This is a genomic window from Halobellus marinus (assembly GCF_032113415.1).
Classification (GTDB): Archaea; Halobacteriota; Halobacteria; order Halobacteriales; family Haloferacaceae; genus Haloquadratum; species Haloquadratum marinus.
In genome coordinates, this window is the sequence record NZ_CP134946.1 from 3,242,135 (window position 1) to 3,261,867 (window position 19,733).

General features: G+C 63.6%; 23 protein-coding genes, 1 tRNA gene and 1 pseudogene. 10 read left to right on the forward strand and 15 right to left on the reverse strand.

The window, feature by feature from the left end:
• Positions 1–29: 29 nt before the first annotated feature.
• From RJT37_RS20715 to RJT37_RS16055, 6 genes and pseudogenes are all read right to left on the reverse strand, one after another.
• A pseudogene (locus RJT37_RS20715) lies at positions 30–272 on the reverse strand (peptide ABC transporter ATP-binding protein); the annotation flags it as partial.
• Positions 259–387, reverse strand: coding sequence for a hypothetical protein (locus RJT37_RS16035; RefSeq protein WP_313686023.1), 129 nt, complete (start codon positions 385–387; stop codon positions 259–261). The pseudogene RJT37_RS20715 and the gene RJT37_RS16035, both read right to left, overlap by 14 nt.
• On the reverse strand, positions 388–789 hold the full coding sequence (locus tag RJT37_RS16040) for a hypothetical protein (protein WP_313686025.1): 402 nt from the start codon (positions 787–789) through the stop codon (positions 388–390).
• A gap of 4 nt (positions 790–793) precedes the next feature.
• Positions 794–1,867 carry a 2,5-dihydroxypyridine 5,6-dioxygenase NicX family protein gene (locus RJT37_RS16045; protein WP_313686027.1) on the reverse strand — a complete coding sequence of 358 codons (1,074 nt, stop codon included), beginning with the start codon at positions 1,865–1,867 and terminating at the stop codon, positions 794–796.
• A gap of 96 nt (positions 1,868–1,963) precedes the next feature.
• A complete protein-coding gene (locus RJT37_RS16050; RefSeq protein WP_313686029.1) occupies positions 1,964–3,097 on the reverse strand; it encodes a mandelate racemase/muconate lactonizing enzyme family protein in 1,134 nt (377 codons plus the stop codon).
• 11 nt (positions 3,098–3,108) lie between these two features.
• Positions 3,109–3,654 (reverse strand): cupin domain-containing protein, encoded by a 546-nt coding sequence (locus RJT37_RS16055; RefSeq protein ID WP_313686031.1) that lies wholly within the window; start codon positions 3,652–3,654, stop codon positions 3,109–3,111.
• A 169-nt stretch (positions 3,655–3,823) separates the two neighbouring features.
• On the opposite strand from RJT37_RS16055, the gene RJT37_RS16060 reads away from it, so the two are divergent.
• Complete coding sequence (locus RJT37_RS16060; RefSeq protein WP_313686032.1) at positions 3,824–4,594, forward strand: IclR family transcriptional regulator; 771 nt, start codon at positions 3,824–3,826, stop codon at positions 4,592–4,594.
• A gap of 1,307 nt (positions 4,595–5,901) precedes the next feature.
• Here RJT37_RS16060 and pdxT read toward each other — a convergent pair.
• Positions 5,902–6,498 (reverse strand): pyridoxal 5'-phosphate synthase glutaminase subunit PdxT, encoded by a 597-nt coding sequence (gene pdxT / locus RJT37_RS16065; RefSeq protein ID WP_313686033.1) that lies wholly within the window; start codon positions 6,496–6,498, stop codon positions 5,902–5,904.
• A 143-nt stretch (positions 6,499–6,641) separates the two neighbouring features.
• Positions 6,642–6,806: a preprotein translocase subunit Sec61beta gene (locus RJT37_RS16070; protein ID WP_313686035.1), complete on the reverse strand. Its 165-nt coding sequence runs from the start codon at positions 6,804–6,806 to the stop codon at positions 6,642–6,644.
• Between the two features lie 213 nt (positions 6,807–7,019).
• On the opposite strand from RJT37_RS16070, the gene RJT37_RS16075 reads away from it, so the two are divergent.
• Positions 7,020–7,298, forward strand: a complete 279-nt coding sequence (locus RJT37_RS16075) for a thioredoxin family protein (protein ID WP_311172975.1) — start codon at positions 7,020–7,022, stop codon at positions 7,296–7,298.
• A 146-nt stretch (positions 7,299–7,444) separates the two neighbouring features.
• Positions 7,445–7,594, forward strand: a complete 150-nt coding sequence (locus tag RJT37_RS16080; protein ID WP_311172976.1) for a 50S ribosomal protein L40e — start codon at positions 7,445–7,447, stop codon at positions 7,592–7,594.
• A 382-nt stretch (positions 7,595–7,976) separates the two neighbouring features.
• On the opposite strand, the gene RJT37_RS16085 is transcribed toward RJT37_RS16080, so the two are convergent.
• Together RJT37_RS16085 and RJT37_RS16090 are read right to left on the reverse strand one after the other, a co-directional pair.
• The gene (locus RJT37_RS16085; protein WP_313686039.1) at positions 7,977–8,570 is read right to left on the reverse strand and encodes a hypothetical protein; all 594 of its coding nucleotides are present in this window, start codon (positions 8,568–8,570) and stop codon (positions 7,977–7,979) included.
• A complete protein-coding gene (locus RJT37_RS16090; protein WP_313686041.1) occupies positions 8,563–9,687 on the reverse strand; it encodes a DUF3179 domain-containing protein in 1,125 nt (374 codons plus the stop codon). Before RJT37_RS16090 ends, RJT37_RS16085 begins: the two co-directional genes overlap by 8 nt.
• Before the next feature lie 189 nt (positions 9,688–9,876).
• On the opposite strand from RJT37_RS16090, the gene RJT37_RS16095 reads away from it, so the two are divergent.
• From RJT37_RS16095 to RJT37_RS16110, 4 genes are all read left to right on the forward strand, one after another.
• Positions 9,877–11,220, forward strand: coding sequence for an MFS transporter (locus tag RJT37_RS16095; protein ID WP_313686043.1), 1,344 nt, complete (start codon positions 9,877–9,879; stop codon positions 11,218–11,220).
• 109 nt (positions 11,221–11,329) lie between these two features.
• On the forward strand, positions 11,330–12,409 hold the full coding sequence (locus tag RJT37_RS16100) for an AI-2E family transporter (protein ID WP_313686045.1): 1,080 nt from the start codon (positions 11,330–11,332) through the stop codon (positions 12,407–12,409).
• A gap of 66 nt (positions 12,410–12,475) precedes the next feature.
• The gene (locus tag RJT37_RS16105; RefSeq protein ID WP_313686047.1) at positions 12,476–12,799 is read left to right on the forward strand and encodes an ASCH domain-containing protein; all 324 of its coding nucleotides are present in this window, start codon (positions 12,476–12,478) and stop codon (positions 12,797–12,799) included.
• Positions 12,800–12,943: 144 nt separating this feature from the next.
• Complete coding sequence (locus RJT37_RS16110; RefSeq protein WP_313686049.1) at positions 12,944–13,453, forward strand: hypothetical protein; 510 nt, start codon at positions 12,944–12,946, stop codon at positions 13,451–13,453.
• A 367-nt stretch (positions 13,454–13,820) separates the two neighbouring features.
• Here RJT37_RS16110 and RJT37_RS16115 read toward each other — a convergent pair whose 3' ends face one another.
• From RJT37_RS16115 to RJT37_RS16135, 5 genes are all read right to left on the reverse strand, one after another.
• Positions 13,821–14,024, reverse strand: coding sequence for a hypothetical protein (locus RJT37_RS16115; RefSeq protein WP_313686051.1), 204 nt, complete (start codon positions 14,022–14,024; stop codon positions 13,821–13,823).
• A gap of 87 nt (positions 14,025–14,111) precedes the next feature.
• Positions 14,112–14,396: a type II toxin-antitoxin system RelE family toxin gene (locus tag RJT37_RS16120; RefSeq protein ID WP_313686053.1), complete on the reverse strand. Its 285-nt coding sequence runs from the start codon at positions 14,394–14,396 to the stop codon at positions 14,112–14,114.
• Positions 14,389–14,670 carry a ribbon-helix-helix domain-containing protein gene (locus tag RJT37_RS16125; protein WP_313686055.1) on the reverse strand — a complete coding sequence of 94 codons (282 nt, stop codon included), beginning with the start codon at positions 14,668–14,670 and terminating at the stop codon, positions 14,389–14,391. Before RJT37_RS16125 ends, RJT37_RS16120 begins: the two co-directional genes overlap by 8 nt.
• Positions 14,671–15,022: 352 nt before the next feature.
• A tRNA-Thr gene (locus tag RJT37_RS16130) sits at positions 15,023–15,094 on the reverse strand.
• 92 nt (positions 15,095–15,186) lie between these two features.
• Positions 15,187–15,876, reverse strand: coding sequence for a DUF7114 family protein (locus tag RJT37_RS16135; RefSeq protein WP_313686057.1), 690 nt, complete (start codon positions 15,874–15,876; stop codon positions 15,187–15,189).
• 101 nt (positions 15,877–15,977) lie between these two features.
• Here RJT37_RS16135 and RJT37_RS16140 point away from each other — a divergent pair, with 101 nt between their 5' ends.
• From RJT37_RS16140 to RJT37_RS16150, 3 genes are all read left to right on the forward strand, one after another.
• On the forward strand, positions 15,978–17,495 hold the full coding sequence (locus RJT37_RS16140; RefSeq protein WP_313686059.1) for a carboxypeptidase M32: 1,518 nt from the start codon (positions 15,978–15,980) through the stop codon (positions 17,493–17,495).
• A 113-nt stretch (positions 17,496–17,608) separates the two neighbouring features.
• Complete coding sequence (locus tag RJT37_RS16145) at positions 17,609–17,791, forward strand: HVO_0416 family zinc finger protein (protein WP_313686061.1); 183 nt, start codon at positions 17,609–17,611, stop codon at positions 17,789–17,791.
• A gap of 78 nt (positions 17,792–17,869) precedes the next feature.
• A complete protein-coding gene (locus RJT37_RS16150; protein ID WP_313686063.1) occupies positions 17,870–19,726 on the forward strand; it encodes a UvrD-helicase domain-containing protein in 1,857 nt (618 codons plus the stop codon).
• Positions 19,727–19,733: the final 7 nt, after the last annotated feature.

Sequence of the window (19,733 nt, forward strand, 5' to 3'; positions counted from 1 at the left end):
TCGATGTACTCCTCTGCCGGGCTGAGACTGATGTCGTTCAGCGTCGTCTTGACCTTCGCTCTCAACTCATCGTGGTCCAGAACGCGGACGTTCTTTAGCGGCTCCGTGATCGCCTGAAACACCGTCTTTTGTGGATTGAGCGTCTCGTAGGGGTCCTGGAAGCTCATCCGGGCACGCTCGCGGAACGACCGTAGCTTCGTACTCGAGTACTCACAGATGTCCTCGACGTCGAAGATGACCTTGCCGTCCGTGGGCCGTTCAAGCTGGAGCATCGTCTCGATGAGGTGACTCCCGTTCGATATCGAACGAGACGTCGTCGACGGCGTGGACGTAGCCGTCTTCGACCTCGTAGTGCACTTCCAGATCACGAACGGAGAGCAGGGACATCTATTCTTGCCAGTCGTATTTTCTGCAGGGGTTGATCTCCGCACCACGCCGGAACGCGCGCAGGAGGCCGTAGTTGTAACACCGGGCGGTCATCATACTCGTCATGAAGATGTCGCCCTCGTTGAGCGCCTCCAGCGGCGACACATCGCCCCGCATAATCCGGCGGAGCGAGTCCGTGTCCCCTTCGACGCGCGTGACCTCGTTGACTAGGTCGGGCGATTCGATCTGCCCGAACTCGCAGGTGATGTCCTCGAGGGACGCGTCGAGGACGAACGGATCGGCGTCCGACAGGTCGAACACGAACTGTCGGTCGGCGAGCTGTTGATCGAGTACTTCGATACCTTCGTCGTCGTCGGCCAGCGGTTCGAGGAAGCTGGCAACTTGGGTTGTGATGTCGCTCATTGGTCTATTTTTGAGAGAGCAGTTTGTCCGGGTCGCCGTGCTCTGCGGCTACTTCGCGAATCTCGGGCGCGTCGAGGAAGGTGAGTTTGCCGTCCTCGACCACCGGTTCGCCGTCGATTTCGATCGTCGGGTCCAGGACGAATCCGTCCAGGTGGAGCTCCGAGCCGCCCGTCTCCTCGAAGGGATACATACTGAACGTCCGCATATTCCCGATCGCGATGTGGATATTACCGTACCGCCGTTCGGCCTCGTTCGGAATCGGCTTCTGATCCAGCGGCGCGTCGCGGACCTTCGGGTGGAGCCCGAACATGAACTCCTCGCAGAACCCGACGTTCGGAACCCCCTCGACGATGTCTGCGAGTTCGTTGGCCGTGCTTCCGCCCTCGATGTTCGTGCAGTAGTTGTCCTCGAAGGTCAGTTTGATCGGTTCGTCCCCGACGCCGACGCCGCTGAAGGCGTCGTAGTAGACGACACCGTTCGTCTCCTTCGGGGGGAGTACCCCGGCGATTGCGCCCGGGAACGTCGCCGGGTAGGTCCCCGGTCGTTTCTCGTCGGCGGGGACCGTCCCGAAGTCGCCGCCCCAGTCTTCGGGGTTGTACGTCGCGGTCACGTCGGTCCCCTTCTCGCACGTCACGTGGATCTCAGAGCCCGCCCGAGCGATTTCGAGCGCTTTCTTTTCGATCTCCAAGACGAGTTCGACGGGATACTCCGCCGCCTCCTGGGCGAAAAACTCCGGGTCGTTCGGGTTCGCAACGCTGTACATCTCCAGGCCGTGCTCCATCACCGCCTTCTGTGTCCCGCGGTCGTGACTGGTGGCGAACGTCATCCGGAGCATCTTGTCGGCCGACTTCAGCGCCTCGTCGATGATCGGGCCGCCACCCTGCGCCTGGATCGGGTTGAAATCGATCCACGTCTCGACAACGTTTGCTCCCTGGGCACTTGCCTGGGCGGCGACCTCGCTCACCACGTCCTCGTCGGCGTAGCTGTCGGCGACGACGATGACCTCTTCGCCTTCAGATACCTCCGCCCAGTTTTCGACATAGTTTCTAATCCCTCTGGCTCTGTCAGATGCTCTCATACCAACCCGACAGAGATAACGATATGTATTAAACTTTTCTAATAGATGGGCGATGCGCCCCCTCGCCGGCGACAATATTACAGACGACGTATCTGCTCAGTCGACCCGATATCGCTCGACGGCGTCGGCGTCGACAGCGATGCCCATCCCCGGTTCGTCCGGAACGGTGAACGACGGGCCGGCTGCATTCCACCGGTCGGGGTTCTCAACGAGGGACCCGTCGGCGTCTGCATTGAGGAGGCCCGTCGGGTAGGCCCGCTCCGGGGTCGCGAGCGCGAAATGTGCGGCCGCGGCCGCGCCAACACTCAGCTCCAACATCCCCCCGATGTAGCACGGGAGGTTGTGCGCGGCCGCCGTCGCCGCGACACGCTTCGCCCCGGAGAGGCCACCGGCCTTTGCGGGCTTGATGTTGATTGCGTCGACAGCGTCCGTCCCCGCCAGCGTGGCAACGTCGCCAGGTGTGTAACACCCTTCGTCGGCCATAACCGACGGTTCGACCGCCTCGCGGACGCGCCTGAGGCCGCTCCGGTCGTCGTGTGGGACTGGCTGTTCGACGAAGACGATCCCCTGGGCTGCTTCGTTCAGCTCCCGGATCGCACGGACTGACTCCCCCGCAGACCAGGTGCCGTTGGCGTCCACACGGATCCGCGCGTCGGGGCAGGCGTCACGGACGGCTTCGAGTCGCCGACAGTCGGCCGAGCGTTCGTCGGCGCCGACCTTCAGTTTGAACGCCCGGAACCCATCGGCCGCCGCTGCCGATGCCTCCTCCCGGACCTCTTCGGGATCTTTGATCCCGATCGTGTAGTGCAGCGGGAGCGATCGGTCCGTGTTCGTCGGCCCCCCCAGCAATTCGTACGTCGGCTCGCCGACGTGTTTGCCGAACGCATCGTAGAGCGCAGCGTCCACGCCCGCCCGCGCGAACGGTTGTGAGGCGACCGTCCGGTCCAGTTCCTCGGTGAGCCGCGCCACGTGAGCCGCTCGTCGCCCCTCGACGACGGGAGCGAACTCCGATTCGATCACCGACCGGACCGTCGACTGCGTCCCGCTGTTCGGCCAGTCCGGGTGTGGCGCGACTTCGCCGTAGCCGGTCACACCGCCCGCCGTTTCTGCGCGGACCAGCACGTGATCGAACGACGCCGACCCGGCAGTCGACGCCGTCGACCCGCCGGTGCGGAGCGCTGTCGCTTTCGGAACGCTGACCGGGATCGCATCGAGCGTGGTGACTTCCATCTGCCGGGGCGTTACTCGTGGTCGGCGGTCGAGAAGCTCTCGTCGTCGGTTTCGACGAACCGATCCCGCACGTTGTCGAAGTCGACACCCACGCGGAAGTCTTTGGGATTCTCCACCTCGTCGGGGACGATCCCGGTGAGCTGCTCGACACGCGGCACGCGAACCCGCGGGTACGAGCCGATGTGGATGTGCTCCTCGTCGCCGATCACTTCGACGCGGTTTTCGGCCCCGCCGGGGAGGTACACCACGTCCCCCGGCCCGGCTTCGATGGATTGCTCGTTGCCATCGTTGTCCTTGTAGTACCAGATGCACCGGCCTTTGATGGTCGTCAGTATCTGATACATCTCCGGCATATGGCTGTGCAGCGGGAAGACGTCTCCGGGCTGACCGGTGGTCCACGTCACGTACATATCGTTCGTGAGCATGACCGAATGGACGGTCTTGAGGTTATCTCCCGCACCCTCGACCAGGTCGGGGGCGTCCGGCGCGTGGACCTTGAACGCCTGCTGCTTCGGTAGTACGGAGTAGTCTTTGTCGGCTACTGGGTTCTTTGCCATACCGTCTCAAATAATTCATTGGTACATATAATTTGGGGCAGGAGGGATGACGAGTGCCTGTCGGTTCTGTCGCCTCTCTCTGTGCAGGTGCCCGAGATGGGTGCCCAACCGAGTGCGCCGTTCGATATCACCGATCAATATTTATTATCGTTCATCACCACGCACGAGTATGGCTCGGAAAACCACGAAGGGCGGTGTCAAATCGGACGAGACGCTGCTCGAAATCATCGAGACCGTCCGGGAGCGGAACGGAGCAACAGTCACCGAACTGGCCGCCGACCTCGATTTGGCCAAGAGCTCCGTCCACAGCCATCTGAAAACGCTTGAGGCACACGGGTTCGTGCATCGAGAGGACGGGGAATACCGGATCGGATATCGGTTTCTGGACTACGGCATCTGGGCCCGCAATCAGATGGACCTGTTTCAGGTGGCGAAACCACGCCTGCAGGAGTTAGCCGACGAAACCGGATACAAAGTCTGGTGTATCGTCGAACGGCAGGGGAAAGCGGTGTACCTGTACGGTGTCGAGGGCGAGTCGCCGATTCAGACGTATGCGCGCGAGGGCGGCGTTACCGAACTCCACTTCCTGGCGGCGGGGAAAGCGATTCTGGCTCATCTCCCCGAAGAGCGGCGGGAGGCGCTGATCGGCGACAGTCCACTCCCCGAAAAGACGAAAAACACGATCACCGATCCTGACGAACTGCGCGCCGAACTGGACACGATCCGGGAACAGGAAGTCGCGTTCAACATCGGCGAGGCGCTGGAAGGTCTCAACGCCATCGGAGCGCCGATTAAACGCATCGAAGAAGGCGTCCACGGCGCTATCAGTCTCTCGGGTCCGGCGAAGCATCTCACCAGAGAGCAACTGGAAGAGGAGTACGTCGAGCGGCTCCTGGGGAAAAAGAACGAGATCGAGATCAACATCCGGCATCCCCGATAGTGGTTCGCTATGAGCGAACGGATTCTTTCCATATGATTATATGTTGATTTTGATTAGATGAAGCGCTGGAAGTCTTGATTACGGCAAAATCTGCTTTCTGCGACTGATCCTGAAATACCCTAGAATCCACTGTTAGTGGGCGTAAACGGAGATCTGAGGAATGATTTCTATTCGGTAACAGCGAACAACTTGCTCGGAATTATCTCAGATTAATAATTAATTTTGGGGCACCCCCAGTGGGAGAATCGATTCCGACAGTGTTCGGTCGGAATCGAACCTCCGCTGCGTCTGTTTTTTTGTCGGTCGCACGGCCAAACGGCTGTGAGCTATCGATCTGTCTTCGCCAATGGCTATGTCCGATCGATAGCGGGCCACATACACGCCTATAGTAGCGTTTGCAAGTCTTCGCTCACACGATCGCACGACAGCACGATTGGATGAGTAATCAGTTGCAAACGCTACTATAGTGAGGATGGTATCTGCACACGGAACGACGCTATCGGGACGAGAGAATAACAGACGTACGTATGTTTGTTTGGGCGCTGTCCCCGACCGCGGCGACGTGTATACACGTTCGTTTGGTTCGCCAATCGAACTCTATCACTGGGAGACCGTGTCTCACAGAGGGGAGGAGACGGGGGGTCGATTTAAGCGGCTACACCCAGTGCCGCCCCCTATCGAGTGTACCGAGTCGAGCGGCAGGCGGGCTGTCGAGCGCCCGAAGCGTGGTGAACTACTGACTGATCGCTCGCCGAAGGACGCGTAGTACCAATTCAATTTATAGTTAAGATATATTATGTTAATGCTCATAGCACGCCTGCTCACAGTGGCAGTCGGAGTGACGGTTGGTTCGTCCCAAGCGGGCGGCGAGAGTTCGGATCACGTCGTTGTCGGTGGTGGAGTTCTCCAGCACACCCACGGCTACGCCAGACTGCAGCCGAATTCGATCCCGGGGTCGATAGATCCGTGCTCTTTTGTCGGTCCCCGTCTCTTCACTGTCGATTCCACGAGAACTGCCCACTGCACCGGGCACGGGCGCGGCGTGATCGACGCTGTCCCCACTACTGGTAGTGTAACCGCACTCACTGTGGCCCGGAACCGACCCTGGCTTGCTCGACAACACGGCGATATGAAACGTTCATATAAATATAGCAAACCTGATCAAAAGTCAGAAGCATAAGAATACAAATTATTTTCTCACAGAGATACAAGGGGGCCGTTCACGGCTTCTTTCGGAGGAGCGGCCAGACAAGACTCGGTGAGGACCACCACAATCGGCTCTGTCGACCGCCGGTACGCCCCGAAGCCTATGCTTCGACGGCCATCTCGTCGAAGAACGCCAGGTCGTGAATCCGGCTGTCGTTGGTCAGTTCGGGGTGAAACGCGGTACCGACGACCGGCCCTTCGCGGACGGCGACGGGGTCGTCCTCCCACCGAGCGAGAACCTCGACCTCCTCGCCGACCTCGTCGATGACGGGTGCGCGGATGAAGACCGCCGGAAACGGGGCCGAAAAGCCCGCGACGTCGAGCGGGGCCTCGAAGCTGTCGACCTGGCGGCCGAAGGCGTTGCGGTCGACGGTCACGTCCAGGATATCGAGGGTGTCGACGCGGTCGTCCTGCGCGTCGCTGGCAGCGACGATCAGTCCCGCGCAGGTCGCAAGCACTGGCTTGCCCGCATTGACGTGCGTCTGGATCTCCTCGTCGATCCCCTCGCGGGCCAAAAGGCGGGAGATCGCTGTCGACTCCCCGCCCGGAAGCAGGAGGACGTCGCAGTCGGGGACGCTGCCGGACTGTCTGATCTCGACCACCTCGACGTCTTCATCGTGGGCCGCCCCCGCGTTTCGGATCGCTGCGGCGTGTTCGGAGACGTCACCCTGGACGGCGACGACACCCGCTCGTAACATATCTGCGAGTGAGGACCGTATCGATAAAAAGCGTCCGTTCCGCGTAACGTTGCGGGCGATTCATACTGAGTACTCTCGTCTCTTGCTGCCGAGCGCCGTCAACGGGGGTGGTGCTCGGCGGGATACAGTGAGAGTTCTCCGTCTCAGATCGCGACGGCGTTCAAAAGGAGGACGCCGACGCCGAAGAGGAGTCCGAACGCGACGATGGTTTTCGGGTCGATGCGGATCGCGTTGCGGTCCTCGGCGTCGAAGTACCGGACGAGCCCCGCACTCGACATCAGGCCGCCGCTGTTCTGGCCACTGCTCATACCCTTACGTCGTCGGTACGCCGCCTAAACGTTTCGGATGCTCGCCGAAGGTCTCGGGTACCTCTCGACCGTCTCGGGGGTCACACGCTCGACCGTCCCGGGACGGCGTGCGTCCATTTCGCGTGAGGCGACGCGGAATGCCGCGTGAGGCGGCGTGGGGTGGCCCGGTAGAAATGTTTATGCGACGCCCCCCGCAACGTCTCGCCGCACACGATGAGTGTCCGATTACTCGATTTCTACGCCGACTGGTGCGGCCCGTGTAAGAAGCAGGACCCGATCTTAGAGGAACTGGCGTCCGACTACGGCAACGTCGACTTCCGCAAGATCGATGTCGACGACGACCAGGAGGTCGCAAATCAGTATCAGGTCCGGTCGCTCCCGACCGTCGTCGTCGAGCGCGACGGCGAGATCGTCGACCGCTTCGTCGGCTTCACCGGCCGGGAGGACATCGAGGCGGCGCTCGAATCTGCCGCACAGCCGGCCGACGCCTGATTCGGCTCGCCGCCGCAGTCGACGGCTGCGACGGCGGTATGACGCACCCCGCACTCCACGCGACCCGTCGCTGCGATCGAGGTCGCCGGCGCTCCGAGCTTTTTCGTCTCGCAAGGGTTATACTCCCGCGTCCGGAAGCGGAGTGTATGCCCAAGAACGAATCCGCCGTGAAGCGCACACTGGAAAAGCAGATCTGTATGCGCTGCAACGCCCGCAACCCGCAGCGGGCCGACCAGTGCCGCAAGTGCGGCTACAAGAACCTTCGACCCAAGTCGAAGGAACGCCGCGCAGCCTGAGACGGACCGAGCACCCGTCGCGCGATTCTTCGGTTCGACTCCGCTCCCGGCTCTCTCCGCCGGCAGATCGGTCCTCGCGGATACTCGGTGCGGTCCCCATTTCGTCTTTTGCGTGCGCTGTGCCCGTCAGCGACCGCTACGAAACCAAGTCGGGGCGCCCCGCCACGAGATACCAGAAATACGGGATATATGTGCAAAGATATTTTGTATCTTGCGCTGTTTCGAATGCATATGGCCGATAAATCTGAACAGTCAAGGGTTAAATCCCACACAGAGTACACGCACACTCGGTTCCGGTGCCGCCGCTGTGGGGTAACGATCCCCGAGGAGGACGTCGACGACGCGCTGTGTGTCAACTGCCGGAGCGATTGACAGCCCCGGTTCAGGCCCGCTGTGGGTCGATCTGCCGCCCAACCAGGACGAGACTCCCCGCAAGCAGGAGCACGGAGACCGGAAGCAGAAACTGAAACGCCGTCAGGAGGACACTCGAGGCCTGGATGCCGAGGACGATCAGAACCACCGGTCCACAGCAGGCCGTTCCCGAGAGGACGGCTGGCAGACTCGCCAGGAGGCCCGAGGTGGATTCACCGATCCCACAGGCCGCCGGCTGTGTCCAGGCAAGATACGTGAGCGCGAGGTTGGCGCCGACGAGCACGGCGAGCAGGAGGCCGATGACGGAGTTCAAGGAGAACAGGTAGGTGACCGGCCCCAGACGGACGCGCGCGACAGATTCGAAGGAAAACGGGCCGAGTGCGGGCCGCAACAGGCTCGCTAAGGGGTCGGCGGCGACCGTGAGGGAGTAGCCCCCGAGTCCGGGTGCGATATCGCCGATCGCCCGGAGATACACGAGCAGATAGACCACAGTGACGACGCCGAAGACGAGGCGGGCGTCGGTTCTGGTCCGCACCATCGTCAACGCTGTCAGCGTCCGGAAGAGGGCGTGTTTCGACCGGCGAGCGGGCGATTCGTTACGCATAGACGTTCGTCTCGGGGTAGTAGCCGGCCCAGGCGAACCACATCGCATCGAAGGTGTGAATCCGGGAGAGCGGCAGCGCATCGAACGCGTGCGTCGTGCCGTCGGGGCCGACGACACCGTCTTCGCCGTGGTCGTACTCCTGGCGCTCGGGGTTCCGATAGACGTAGCCCGTGTCGTATCGCGGGTCGTACACTGCCAGCACCGACTCGCCGCCGAGTTCGCCGTCCATCAACTTCGCCTCCCGCAGGCTCTCCTTGCGGAACGCGACGGCTCCCTCCGGCGCTCGTGCGCCCATCACGACGGTCTTCCGCGGGTATCGGTCGTCGTTCCGCAGGGCCGGAAACAGGAGGTTGTCGTTGTCGTAGTAGCCGACGCGCGGGTTGTACCCGCCGTACGGATCGCGGCCGTAGTTCTTCGTGTAGCCGGTGTCCGTCGAGAGCACGGTCGTGTCCGGATGTTGGCGCTGCCAGCGCGCCCAGGTGGTCCAGATCAGCCGGAACTCCCGGAGAGAGGCGATCTCAGGGTTCTCGTTCCACGGGCCCGGTATCGACGTCGCGAGGATCTGCGGCCACCACGTCTCGGTGTCGCGGTCGTACATCACCAGATTGTTGTTGATGAGTCGGCCGGAGACGCCGAACGTGGTCTCCCCGCGCAGGAACCCCTGGACGGTCCCGGTGAGGGGACAGTAGGTAACCGCCACAGGCGTCCCGTCCAGTTCGTCGTTGACGATCTCGTGTTGCGCCAGGATCTTCTGTGGGTAGGCCTTCACCGACTCTCCCTCGACGACTCCGAAGACCGGATCACCGGGATTGAGGAAATCGATCGCGTCGGGAGCGACGAACTCCGGGCTATCGATCGAGGGAATCCCGTCTTTCGGTGGGCCGCCAGACCGTGCCGCATCGCGCAGCGCTTTCGGCGACATCGAAAGCGGAAGCCGCGAGTCGGCCGTCGGGACCGCCGGATCGGTCGTCGATCCGCTCCCGTCGCCGTCGGTCGCCTCTGCAGCCGTCGCTGTCGACGTGGGTGTCGTCGTCCCGCCCGCGCTTCGGCCGGCACAGCCGCTCAGTGCCGCGAGACCCACGCCGCCGAGGAACTTTCGTCGGGAGAGCGGTACCATACTGGTCGAATACGGCCGAGACGGGATTAACGCTTGAGCGACTGTGCGAACGATACACACACCCCCTCGCGGCCGTTGCGGAGGTTTATGTAACGGAGCGCCGCCATTCTTCGTAACGGCTGAAGGGTGGCGAGTCCGAATCGGACTACCGCTCTGACGCGCGCATTCACCTCGAAATCCCCCCGTCCGATGACAACGAGAGAACCCGACACGCAGGCGGAAGCCCCTGGGCCCTTCGAGACGTTCCGGCGATTCTTCGCGCTCGAACGCGACGTCCTGGTGCTGTCGCTCGCGATGTTCGCGTTCAGCCTCGGGTTCCAGATGACGAACCGGTTCCTCCCGGAGTATCTGGTCGCACTCGGTGCCAGCGGCTTCGTCGTCGGGCTGTTCGGGACCGTCGGCAACGTCATTTCGGCGGTGTATCCGTATCCCGGCGGCGCGATCTCGGATCGGATCGGCTCGCGGTACTCGCTGACGCTCTTCGGCCTCGTGTCGACGCTGGGCTTCGGAATCTGGCTCCTGGCGCCGGATCTCGGGGCGCTCTCGGTCGCCGGCGTGACGATCCAGCCGTGGCTCTGGGTCTTCGTCGGGCTGTTGCTGGCGCAGGCGTGGAAGTCATTCGGCCTGGGGGCGACCTTCGCGGTGGTCAAGCAGGCGACCGACCCTTCCCGGCTGGCGGCCGGGTTCGCCAGCACGGAGACCTTCCGGCGGACGGCCTTTCTCGTCGGCCCGGTGCTCGCGGCCGTGCTCATCGGCTTGCATCCGGCGTTCACGGTGAGTTTCCGGTACGTCCTCGCGGTCGCAGTCGGCTTCGGCGTCGTCGGGACGCTGGCGCAGCATTTCCTGTACGACGCGAGCGAGGATACGATCGGCGACTCCTTCGCGGGCGTCGGGGAGATCCGCCGTGACCTGCGGGAGATGCCCGCAGCCTTGCGGCCGTTGCTCGTCGGCGACACGCTCGTCCGCTTCGCTAACGGGATGGTCTACGTGTTTTTCGTGCTCGTGATCACCCAACTGTACGAGGTCGGCCTCGAGGCGACCGTGTCGGTCGCGGGCTTTTCGTACGCGCTGGATCTCTCGCCTGCGGCCTTCTTCGGCTACCTCCTCGGCGTGGAGATGCTGATCGCGCTGCTCGTGATGGCGCCCGCCGCGAAGGTCGCCGAGCGCGTCGGCCTGAAACCGGTCGTCGCCCTCGGCTTTGCGGTCTACGCCGTCTTCCCGATCGTCCTCATCAACGCGCCGGCCACGTGGGGCGCGATGGTGCTCGTGTTTGCCTTCTCGGGGTTGCGGTTCGCCGGGTTGCCCTCACACAAGGCTCTGATCGTCGGCCCCGCCGAGCAGGGTGCTGGCGGTCGCGTCACGGGAACGTACTACCTCCTCCGGAACACGGTCGTCATCCCCAGCGCCGCCCTCGGCGGCTATCTCTGGGAGTTCGTGAACCCGGAACTCGCCTTCACGATCGCCGCCGCGATCGGCCTCGTCGGAACCGGTTACTTCCTGGTCTTCGGCGAGGAGTTCGACGCGTACACGTGAGTGTGCTGTGGATCCCGGTCGCGAGGCCGGTGAGGACTCTGCCGGTGCTCGGCGTCGGGACGCCCGCACAGGGATACGTTTTTACGACCCTCACGTAGATTTCAATCGTATGAACGGAAACCGGTTCGCCGTCGCCCTGTTCGGCATCCTCGTCTCCGTCGCAATCGGCTTTCTCGCATACGAGTTTATCGCCCCGCTCACCGTGTCGGTCTTCCTCTATTATTCGACGCGACGCTACCATCAGGCCCTCAGCCGCTTCCGCCTGCCCGCGAACGTCCGGGCGGCGATCGTGATGGCCTCGCTTGCGATCCCGCTCGTCTTGCTCGTGAGCTATGCGGCGGTCCTTCTGGTGATCGAGGCTCGACAGTTCGTCGAGGCGTACGCCCTCGTCGACGTCGCCGCCAAGAACTTCGAGTGGTTCGGCGGCGTCTCCGACATCCCCGAGTTGACGATCGAGGGACTCTACGACGCGTATCAGTCGGGCGATCTGGCGCCCTTCATCGACTTCGCGACTGAGCACGCCCGCTTTCTGACGACGCTGGTCTCGCAGTTCTTCCTGAACCTCTTTGTCGTCATCATCGTCACCTATTACCTCCTGATCGACGGCCACCGGATCAGCGCGTGGCTGCTGCGGTTCGACGAGGACGCAATCATCCGCGAATACCTCGAAGCCGTCGACACGGAACTGGAGGCGGTCCTGTTCGGCAACCTCCTGAACGTGCTCGCAATCTCGCTGATCGCGATCGGCGCCTTCAGCGGGTACAACGTGTTCGTCCCGGAACCCGCACAAGTGCCCTACCCCGCGCTCGCCGGCGCCCTCACCGGGATCGCGAGCCTGATCCCCGTCGTCGGAATGAAGATCGTCTACCTGCCGCTGACGATCATCAGCGCCGTGCCGATCCTTCTCGGGGGCGATCCCACGAACCTGGTGTACATCGCCGTGTTCCTGTTTGTCGCGGTCGTCATCGTGGATACGATCCCGGATCTGGTGCTCCGGCCGCTGCTCAGCGGCGAGGAGACCCACGTCGGACTGCTGATGTTGGCCTATACGCTCGGCCCGGTCGTGCTCGGATTCTACGGGCTCTTCTTCGCGCCGATCTTGCTCGTCGTCGGGCTGACCTTCGCGAACACGGCGCTCCCGCGGCTGCTCGGCGCGTCCGATTCGAGCGAGGAGTCGACAGCGACGTGACCGACAGTCCCCGCGTTCTCGCGGCCACGCGATGCCGTTTTGGCGCCGCCGTTCATACGCGTGGATATGGCTGAAATCGATGCCGACGATATTCTCCCGAACGACCGTGTCCAGCAGTCCGTCCGCGACGGCGACATCACCCAACTGACGCGCGGTGCAGGGAACCGCTACGCCAGCGAGGGCGACACCTTCGAGATCGATGGCGATCGGTTCAAGGTGACGAGCGTCGAGCGCCGGACGCTCGGTGACTTCACCGACGCCGACGCCCAGCGCGAGGGCTCGGACTCGCTCGAGGCGTACAAACGGCGGATGCAGCGGGTCCACCCCGGCGATTTCGAGTGGGACGACAGCGACGAGGTGCTGACCTACCGGTTCCAGCCAGTCGAGTGACGCATCGCGCCCGGCGGGCGCGGTGAGGACGAAACTGCAGACGAGAGTGCGTGGCGACGAAACTGCAGACGAGAGTGCGGTGACAGCGGCTCGAGAGGGGCGCGGCCCATAGCGTCTTTGTATCGGCAGCGACTCCTCCCGGGTATGCTCCGTCAGGCCCGGGAGGTCGGCCCCGCGTTTCTGGTCCCGATCGCGTGGACGGTGGTGATCCTCGCACACCTCGGCGTCGTCGCCGACTCGACGCTCTTCGTCGCGCACGTCGTGATGTCGGTCCTGCTTGCGGTGTTCACCGTGACCGGACGGGCCGAGATGCGCCACGGCGCGCTCCGGGTGTGGTGGTGGATCGTCGCCGTCGGGTTCGTCGTGACGGTGCTCGGGACAGTCGGCTTCCGACTCGGTGCCGCCGGGGCCTCGTTGCAGGCGGTCGCGCTGTTCGGCTGGATGCTGCTGCCCGCCGTCGGCTTCGTCGACACCGCCCGCCGCGGCGTCGACCGATCGTCGCTCTACGTCGGGAGCGCGGCCGCCTCGGTCCTCGGCGCGGGGGTGTACGCGGGGGGCTTTCTCGCGACGTCGCACGCCGTCCCGATTGTCGGACTCGCGCTGGTCGGCATCGGTCAGACGGCGGCGATTCTCGACGCCGCGCTCCGATCCTAACCAGGGTACGGTTCGCCCTCGACGGCCGACCGGTAACACCGTCCCGGCTGCGCCTCTTTCGACCCGAGCACGAAACTTTCCGAATCAGTATTAAGTACGATGTGGTCCAAGGTTCATCACTTATGAGCGCCCAGAAAACCACTCGGCAGAAGGCGGGCACCGTCGAAGAGAATCCGGTCAGACTGGACAAAGAGAAGGTAATTATAAAAATTGAATATTCGGCCCCGTATGTCGTCTGTGGACACCGGAAAACGACAAACGTGTTCGGGTGAGGGTTGCCCTACTCGACACATCAGAATCGTGTGGGGTTCGAGTAGTTCAGCTGAATGGCCCATTTCATCGAGCCAGGCAAACGTGAGGAGAGAAATCAGTCCCATCGTTGGACGGTATACAAATGGATAAGCAATCCGAGGACACCCAAGAGCCCTAAGACGACACCACGGAGTTGCGGATTGGAAAACCCTCGTTTCTCCGAATCAGAATACACGTAGTACCCGACGGTCGGCCAAAATACGAGCAGGTACAGCCCGACGCGAACCAGCAGACCGTCGTACGCGGTCAAGAGACTCATCTCGTTCTCACCTCATCGACACGGGGAACCTTATCGAGATTATCAACCAGGCGTTGAGAAATATCTGCCGGCGTATTTTTCAACTAGCTAGTCGTCGTCAGCGGTGTACGCGCCGCCCCGACGCTTGATACGTGCGACGACGAGCCGCCCGTCGTCCTGCCGGAAGCTCACGGAGAGCCGGAACTCCCCGACGCGTATCTTCTTGTACGGACTGTTCTGGAGCGGCTCACCGTAGTCCGGCGGGTCGCGCCACGGTGAGGAGACGATTTCATCGAGCTTGTCGAGTATCCGGTCTTGCTCGGCGGGGGACAGTCCGTCGAGGTCGTTTTCGGCCGTCGAGGAGAGTTCCCACGTCCACCCCTCGTCACTCATCGCTCGTGCCGAACCGCTCGCGGGCCTCCTCGGCGCTCGTCGTTCGACCCTCGCGGATGTCCTCCTCGGCTTCGAGCAGGGCGACGAGTTCGTCGCGGTCGAACGTCGGGAACTCGACGGCGTCTCGAAGCGTATACCGAATGAACTCGCTTCGGCTGTTGAACCCGCGCCCCTGCCACGTATCGTCTATCTGTTCGAGGAACGACTCGGTGAGTTTGAAATTCACCGTGGCGATGTCGTCCCCGTCGTCGTCATTCGTAGCTGCTTCAGACATATAGACGTAATACGCTGATCTTACCAATAGTCGTTTCGGCGGAACCTCACTCGCCGCGTACTCGTCGTGGATAACCGCATCGAGGATGTTCTATCACATTCCTGACTAAGCTTCAGTTATTCCTCTGTGAGCGTAGATTAGCGAAATCAGGAGTGTCCCTTGAGGGGACGCGCCCCCGGTCGATTTCGAGGCTACCCGCCGCTGTCTGTGAACTAGTTTTGTGTTCTGACACTTCACCGAATCGCAACACGGCGAGGGATGCTCTGTTCACCGAGAGAAGCGAATCTTGGGCGATTTTGCTCAGACGAGTGTAGCCAAAAAAGTGTGCGCACAAGGAGTGTACGGCAGAAAGAGCCTGAGGCGGGATTTGAACCCGCGGTCTCGTCCTTACCAAGGACGCGCTTTACCGCTAAGCTACCCAGGCGCGTTTCTCCGTAGCCCGGATTCGTCTTTAGGAGTTTCGATTCCGGGCGCCCCGTGCGTCGATCCGCCGGGGTCGACAACCGCCACCAGCAATCAGGAGTCGGTCGCCGAGGAGGGCACTCTGTCGTCGCCGCCGGCCGACAGCGAGGCGAGCCGTTCCGCAGTGGCCTCCGAAAAGGCGACGTCGGCCGGCTGGAGGCGGCCGTCGACGTCGCAGTCGCGGCCCAGTTCGGCCGCGTAATCCAGAAGCGCCGCCGAGGGCGTCGCGCCGACGGCCGTCATCCCGGCGACGACGGCGAGCGCGAAGACGTCGGCCTCGAGCGTGCGGTCGAGCGAGTCGACGTCCGCGCCTTCCGCGCGGCGAAGCGTCTGATTCCGGCCGAAGGCGCGGACCACCTCGACCGCGCGGTCCGCAGCGTCGGTCCGGGCGAGCAGATAGAAGCCCCGCGAGACGAAGACGTCGGCGGCGAGGACGTCGATGTCGGCGTCGATGTCGCCAGTGACGTCGAGTTCGTCGAGGTGGTCCCACGGTTCGTCGTGGGAGAGCGAGCGAGTGAGCCGGAGGCCCTCGTAGATCAGTTGCACGCCCGCAGCGCGCTCGGCGAGTCCGTCGGTGTCCGTTTCGACGCCGGTTTCGGGTGCACGGGCGCTCACGAGCGCCAGCACGGCCGGTGTCATCGGCGCGTCCGAGAGACGGTCGACCAGCACGTCGCGGAGGCGATCGGGCTCGATGTCCTCGACCGCCTCCCGGGCGGCTTCACGGACCTGCACGGCGTCGTCCATCGATCCGTCCTAGCGGCGCGAGGGGCAAAGACCTTTGGAAAACCCCGACTCTCCGACCCCAGCCGTCGGCTTGATACCCGCGGGTCACCAGGGCTACGACGATGGCGACAGACACACCCGACGCCTACGACGACCTCCTCGCAGCGTACCGCCGCGTGGCGAACGTCCGCAACGCGAGCGGGATCCTCTCGTGGGATCAGCAGGTGATGATGCCCGAGGACGGAACCCCCGCCCGGTCGCAGCAACTCTCGACACTTTCGTCGCTCTCGCACGAACTGCTCGTCGACGACGCGGTGGCCGACGCGCTCGACGAACTCGACGGAGCGGACCTCACCGACGAACAGGCGGCGGTCGTCCGCGAGATCCAGCGCAAACACGAGCGTGCCGTCGCCGTCCCGGCGGCCCTCGTCGAAGAGATCTCCGAGACGGCCTCGGAGGCGCTGCCGACGTGGAAGCAAGCGAAGGCCGAGGACGACTTCGAGGCGTTCGCGTCCGCCCTCCGGAAGCACGTCGAACTCAAGCGCGAGTACGCCGACCACGTCGATCCCGACCGTGACCCCTACGAGGTGCTGTTCGAGGAGTTCGAGCCGTGTCTCTCACTAGAGCGTGCGGAGTCGATCCTCGCGGACCTCCGGGAGACGCTCGTCCCGATGATCGAGGAGATCCGAGCCTCGGAGGTCGACCTCGCGACCGAGGCGTTCACGTCGCTCGGCTCGTATCCCGCCGACGAGCAGGAGTCGCTCTGCCGGGACGTCCTCTCGGCGCTCGGCTACCCCTGGGAGCGCGGCCGCCTCGACACCGCGCCGCACCCCTTCTCGTCGGGGACGACGTTCGACGCCCGCGTGACCACGCGGTTCGACGAGTCCGACCCGCTCGGCTCGCTGCTCTCGACGGTCCACGAGTTCGGACACGCGACGTACACGCTCGGGCTCCCCGACGACGCCTACGGGACGCCGCTCGGCGAGGACCGCGACCTGTCGGTCCACGAGTCCCAATCGCGGCTCTGGGAGAATCACGTCGGCCGCTCGCAAGCGTTCTGGGAGAGCTTCCTCCCGACGTTCGTCGAGCAGTTCCCGCAGGCTGCCGACGTGACCCCGCGTGAAGCGTACGAGGCCGCAAACCAGGTGTACGAGGACAACCTCATCCGCGTCGAGGCCGACGAACTCACCTACCACCTGCACATCCTCGTCCGCTTCGAGATCGAGCGGGACCTGATCAGAGGCGACCTCGACGTCGCGGAGGTCCCGGCCGTCTGGAACGACAAATACGAGGAGTACCTCGGCATCCGCCCCGAGACGGACACCGAGGGCTGCCTCCAGGACATCCACTGGAGCCACGGCAACTTCGGGTACTTCCCGACCTACTCGCTGGGCTCGGCGATGGCCGCACAGCTGTACGCCGCGGCCGACGGGACGATTGACGACCTCGACGACGACGTCGCCGCCGGCGAGTTCGACGCGCTGCACGAGTGGCTGACCGAGCACGTTCACCGCCACGGCGCCCGCTACGAGACGAACGAACTCGTCGAGCGGGCGACCGGGGAGCCGTTCACCGCCGACGCCTTTGTCGACTACGTCACCGAGAAGTACGGCGCGCTGTACGATCTCGATTCGGTCTGATACCGAGTGCCGAAACCCCCTCAGAGCCGGCGATTACCCGCTCCTTCGTGCCGTTCTTGCCCACCGATATTCGGCAGTAGAACTAAGTAATGGTAACGCATACCATAGCCCGTATGGCCTCAGCACCGTCCTCCGACGACGCACTGTTCGACCAGTTCCTCGACGACCGCGGACACGAGACGGAGACGGTAGACTGGGAGACATCGTATAACAAGAAACAGTGTCCGGAGTGCGGGGCGCTCCACGACTCCGCCGCCGTCGACTGTACCGTCTGCGGGTGGGACCCGCGGGCGTAGCGGCGTCAGGTTTCGGGCTGCTCGACCCCGATTTCCGAAACACGTCCTTTATCACGCACAAGCGCGTGAAAACGTTCAATGAGCAACTCGGATGCGTCGGTCACCCGACTGTTCGGTGGCCCCGGTAGCGGGAAGACGACGGCCCTCCTCGATCGGGTCGACGAACTCCTCGAGCGCGACGACGTGACGATCCGCGACATCCTCGTGGTCTCGTACACCCGGGCTGCTGCCGCTGAAGTCCGCGAACGGCTCGCGGAGCGCCGCGACGTCTCGCCGCGTGCGCTGAAGGGTAACGTCGCCACGATGCACGCGAAAGCCTACGAACTGCTGGATCTCTCCCGCGGCGACGTCGTTGGCGAGAGCGACAAAAAGGAGTTCTGTGAGGAGTACGGCATCGAGTTCGAAGACGAGTACAGCGGCGCAGGCCGCCGAACTGCCCGCTCGACGACGATCGGCAACAAGATCATCGCGACGAGCCAGTGGCTCCAGCGGACACGCCGGGACGTCTCCGATTGGTACGACGTCCCCTTCCAGTGGAACGTCGAAGAGGTACGGCTCCCGCCTGAGATCGATCCGAACGCCCAGGAGGGTAACAAGTACACCCCGACGTGGCCCTCCGACGACGACCGGATCGACGTCCCGGAGGTCATCCGGGCGTGGCGGGCGTACAAGGGCGAACACGGCCTCGTCGGCTTCGCGGATATGCTCGAACGGGTGCAGGGCCGCTCGCTCGTTCCGCACGTCGACTACCTCGTCATCGACGAGTTCCAGGACATCACGACCCTGCAATATGAGGTCTACGAGGAGTGGAAACCCCATATGGAGCGGGTTCTCATCGCGGGCGACGACGACCAGGTCGTCTACGCGTGGCAGGGCGCCGATCCGAACCTCCTGCTCGACGCCGACCGCGACGAGGACATCGTCCTCCCGAACTCCTATCGGCTGCCCTCGAAGGTTCTCAACGTCGTCAACCGCGAGATCCGCCACATCGACAAGCGCCAGGAGAAGGACCTCCGACCCCGCAAGGAGGGCGGCACCGTCGAAGGGATCGACTCCCCGTCGATGCTTGATCTCGCGCGAAACGTCCGCTACACCATCGAGCAGGGCGACGACGACGAGACGATTATGGTCCTGTTTCGGGCCCGGTATCAGCTGTTCCAGTTCATCGACGAGTTCCTCCCGCTTGGGATGCCCTTCTCGGCGCTCACCGACCAGCGGATGTGGACCGACCGCCTGACGCAGTACGTCCGGGCGATCGAACAGCTCGAACGCGAGGAACCGATCGACGGACTCCAGGCGCGGCGACTCGCGGACATGCTGCAGGATTCGGCGTTCGGGGCGAACGACCGCGACGAACTGTTCGACCGTATCGACGAACTCCAGGAAGCGGCGGGCGTCGACGACCTGACCGATCTGGCGGTCGACCCCGACGTGATCACGGAGTTCGCACCGTTCGCGCCGGACGGCGACGCTGCGGGCGATATGCTCCGGAAGGTGACCTCCTTCCAGCGGAACTCCGTCGAGGCGTACTTCGACGGCGAGTACCGCGGGATGGACCCCAACCGCGTCCGCGTCGGCACCATCCACTCCGCGAAGGGTCGCGAGGCGGACCACGTCTTCGTCGCGACCGACCTCACGGAGAAGGTCGTCGAGCAGATGGCCGCCTCCGTCGAGAACGAGGACGTCCCCGGCGTCGAGGACTTTACGTCCACGACCGATCCGGTGCCGATCCTCACCGACAACGAGCGCCGCGTGTTCTACGTCGGGATGTCCCGCGCCCGCGAGCGGCTCGTCCTCCTTGAGAACCTCGTCAGCGGGGCGCCGACGCTCCCGGTGAGCGTCCTCCTGCACAACGAGATCCGCGACCAGTCGGTCGAGGAACTGCTGGCGGAGGCCCAGGAGGGCGAAACGCCCGCGCCGGAGCCCGACGCGTAACCGGACG

Excerpts from the sequence above, each read along its gene's own strand:
- RJT37_RS16035 (WP_313686023.1), bottom strand. The coding sequence starts at position 387 with ATGTCCCTGCTCTCCGTTCGTGATCTGGAAGTGCACTACGAGGTCGAA.
- RJT37_RS16040 (WP_313686025.1), bottom strand. The coding sequence starts at position 789 with ATGAGCGACATCACAACCCAAGTTGCCAGCTTCCTCGAACCGCTGGCC.
- RJT37_RS16045 (WP_313686027.1), bottom strand. The coding sequence starts at position 1,867 with ATGAGAGCATCTGACAGAGCCAGAGGGATTAGAAACTATGTCGAAAAC.
- RJT37_RS16050 (WP_313686029.1), bottom strand. The coding sequence starts at position 3,097 with ATGGAAGTCACCACGCTCGATGCGATCCCGGTCAGCGTTCCGAAAGCG.
- RJT37_RS16055 (WP_313686031.1), bottom strand. The coding sequence starts at position 3,654 with ATGGCAAAGAACCCAGTAGCCGACAAAGACTACTCCGTACTACCGAAG.
- RJT37_RS16060 (WP_313686032.1), top strand. The coding sequence starts at position 3,824 with ATGGCTCGGAAAACCACGAAGGGCGGTGTCAAATCGGACGAGACGCTG.
- pdxT (WP_313686033.1), bottom strand. The coding sequence starts at position 6,498 with ATGTTACGAGCGGGTGTCGTCGCCGTCCAGGGTGACGTCTCCGAACAC.
- RJT37_RS16070 (WP_313686035.1), bottom strand. The coding sequence starts at position 6,806 with ATGAGCAGTGGCCAGAACAGCGGCGGCCTGATGTCGAGTGCGGGGCTC.
- RJT37_RS16075 (WP_311172975.1), top strand. The coding sequence starts at position 7,020 with ATGAGTGTCCGATTACTCGATTTCTACGCCGACTGGTGCGGCCCGTGT.
- RJT37_RS16080 (WP_311172976.1), top strand. The coding sequence starts at position 7,445 with ATGCCCAAGAACGAATCCGCCGTGAAGCGCACACTGGAAAAGCAGATC.
- RJT37_RS16085 (WP_313686039.1), bottom strand. The coding sequence starts at position 8,570 with ATGCGTAACGAATCGCCCGCTCGCCGGTCGAAACACGCCCTCTTCCGG.
- RJT37_RS16090 (WP_313686041.1), bottom strand. The coding sequence starts at position 9,687 with ATGGTACCGCTCTCCCGACGAAAGTTCCTCGGCGGCGTGGGTCTCGCG.
- RJT37_RS16095 (WP_313686043.1), top strand. The coding sequence starts at position 9,877 with ATGACAACGAGAGAACCCGACACGCAGGCGGAAGCCCCTGGGCCCTTC.
- RJT37_RS16100 (WP_313686045.1), top strand. The coding sequence starts at position 11,330 with ATGAACGGAAACCGGTTCGCCGTCGCCCTGTTCGGCATCCTCGTCTCC.
- RJT37_RS16105 (WP_313686047.1), top strand. The coding sequence starts at position 12,476 with ATGGCTGAAATCGATGCCGACGATATTCTCCCGAACGACCGTGTCCAG.
- RJT37_RS16110 (WP_313686049.1), top strand. The coding sequence starts at position 12,944 with ATGCTCCGTCAGGCCCGGGAGGTCGGCCCCGCGTTTCTGGTCCCGATC.
- RJT37_RS16115 (WP_313686051.1), bottom strand. The coding sequence starts at position 14,024 with ATGAGTCTCTTGACCGCGTACGACGGTCTGCTGGTTCGCGTCGGGCTG.
- RJT37_RS16120 (WP_313686053.1), bottom strand. The coding sequence starts at position 14,396 with ATGAGTGACGAGGGGTGGACGTGGGAACTCTCCTCGACGGCCGAAAAC.
- RJT37_RS16125 (WP_313686055.1), bottom strand. The coding sequence starts at position 14,670 with ATGTCTGAAGCAGCTACGAATGACGACGACGGGGACGACATCGCCACG.
- RJT37_RS16135 (WP_313686057.1), bottom strand. The coding sequence starts at position 15,876 with ATGGACGACGCCGTGCAGGTCCGTGAAGCCGCCCGGGAGGCGGTCGAG.
- RJT37_RS16140 (WP_313686059.1), top strand. The coding sequence starts at position 15,978 with ATGGCGACAGACACACCCGACGCCTACGACGACCTCCTCGCAGCGTAC.
- RJT37_RS16145 (WP_313686061.1), top strand. The coding sequence starts at position 17,609 with ATGGCCTCAGCACCGTCCTCCGACGACGCACTGTTCGACCAGTTCCTC.
- RJT37_RS16150 (WP_313686063.1), top strand. The coding sequence starts at position 17,870 with ATGAGCAACTCGGATGCGTCGGTCACCCGACTGTTCGGTGGCCCCGGT.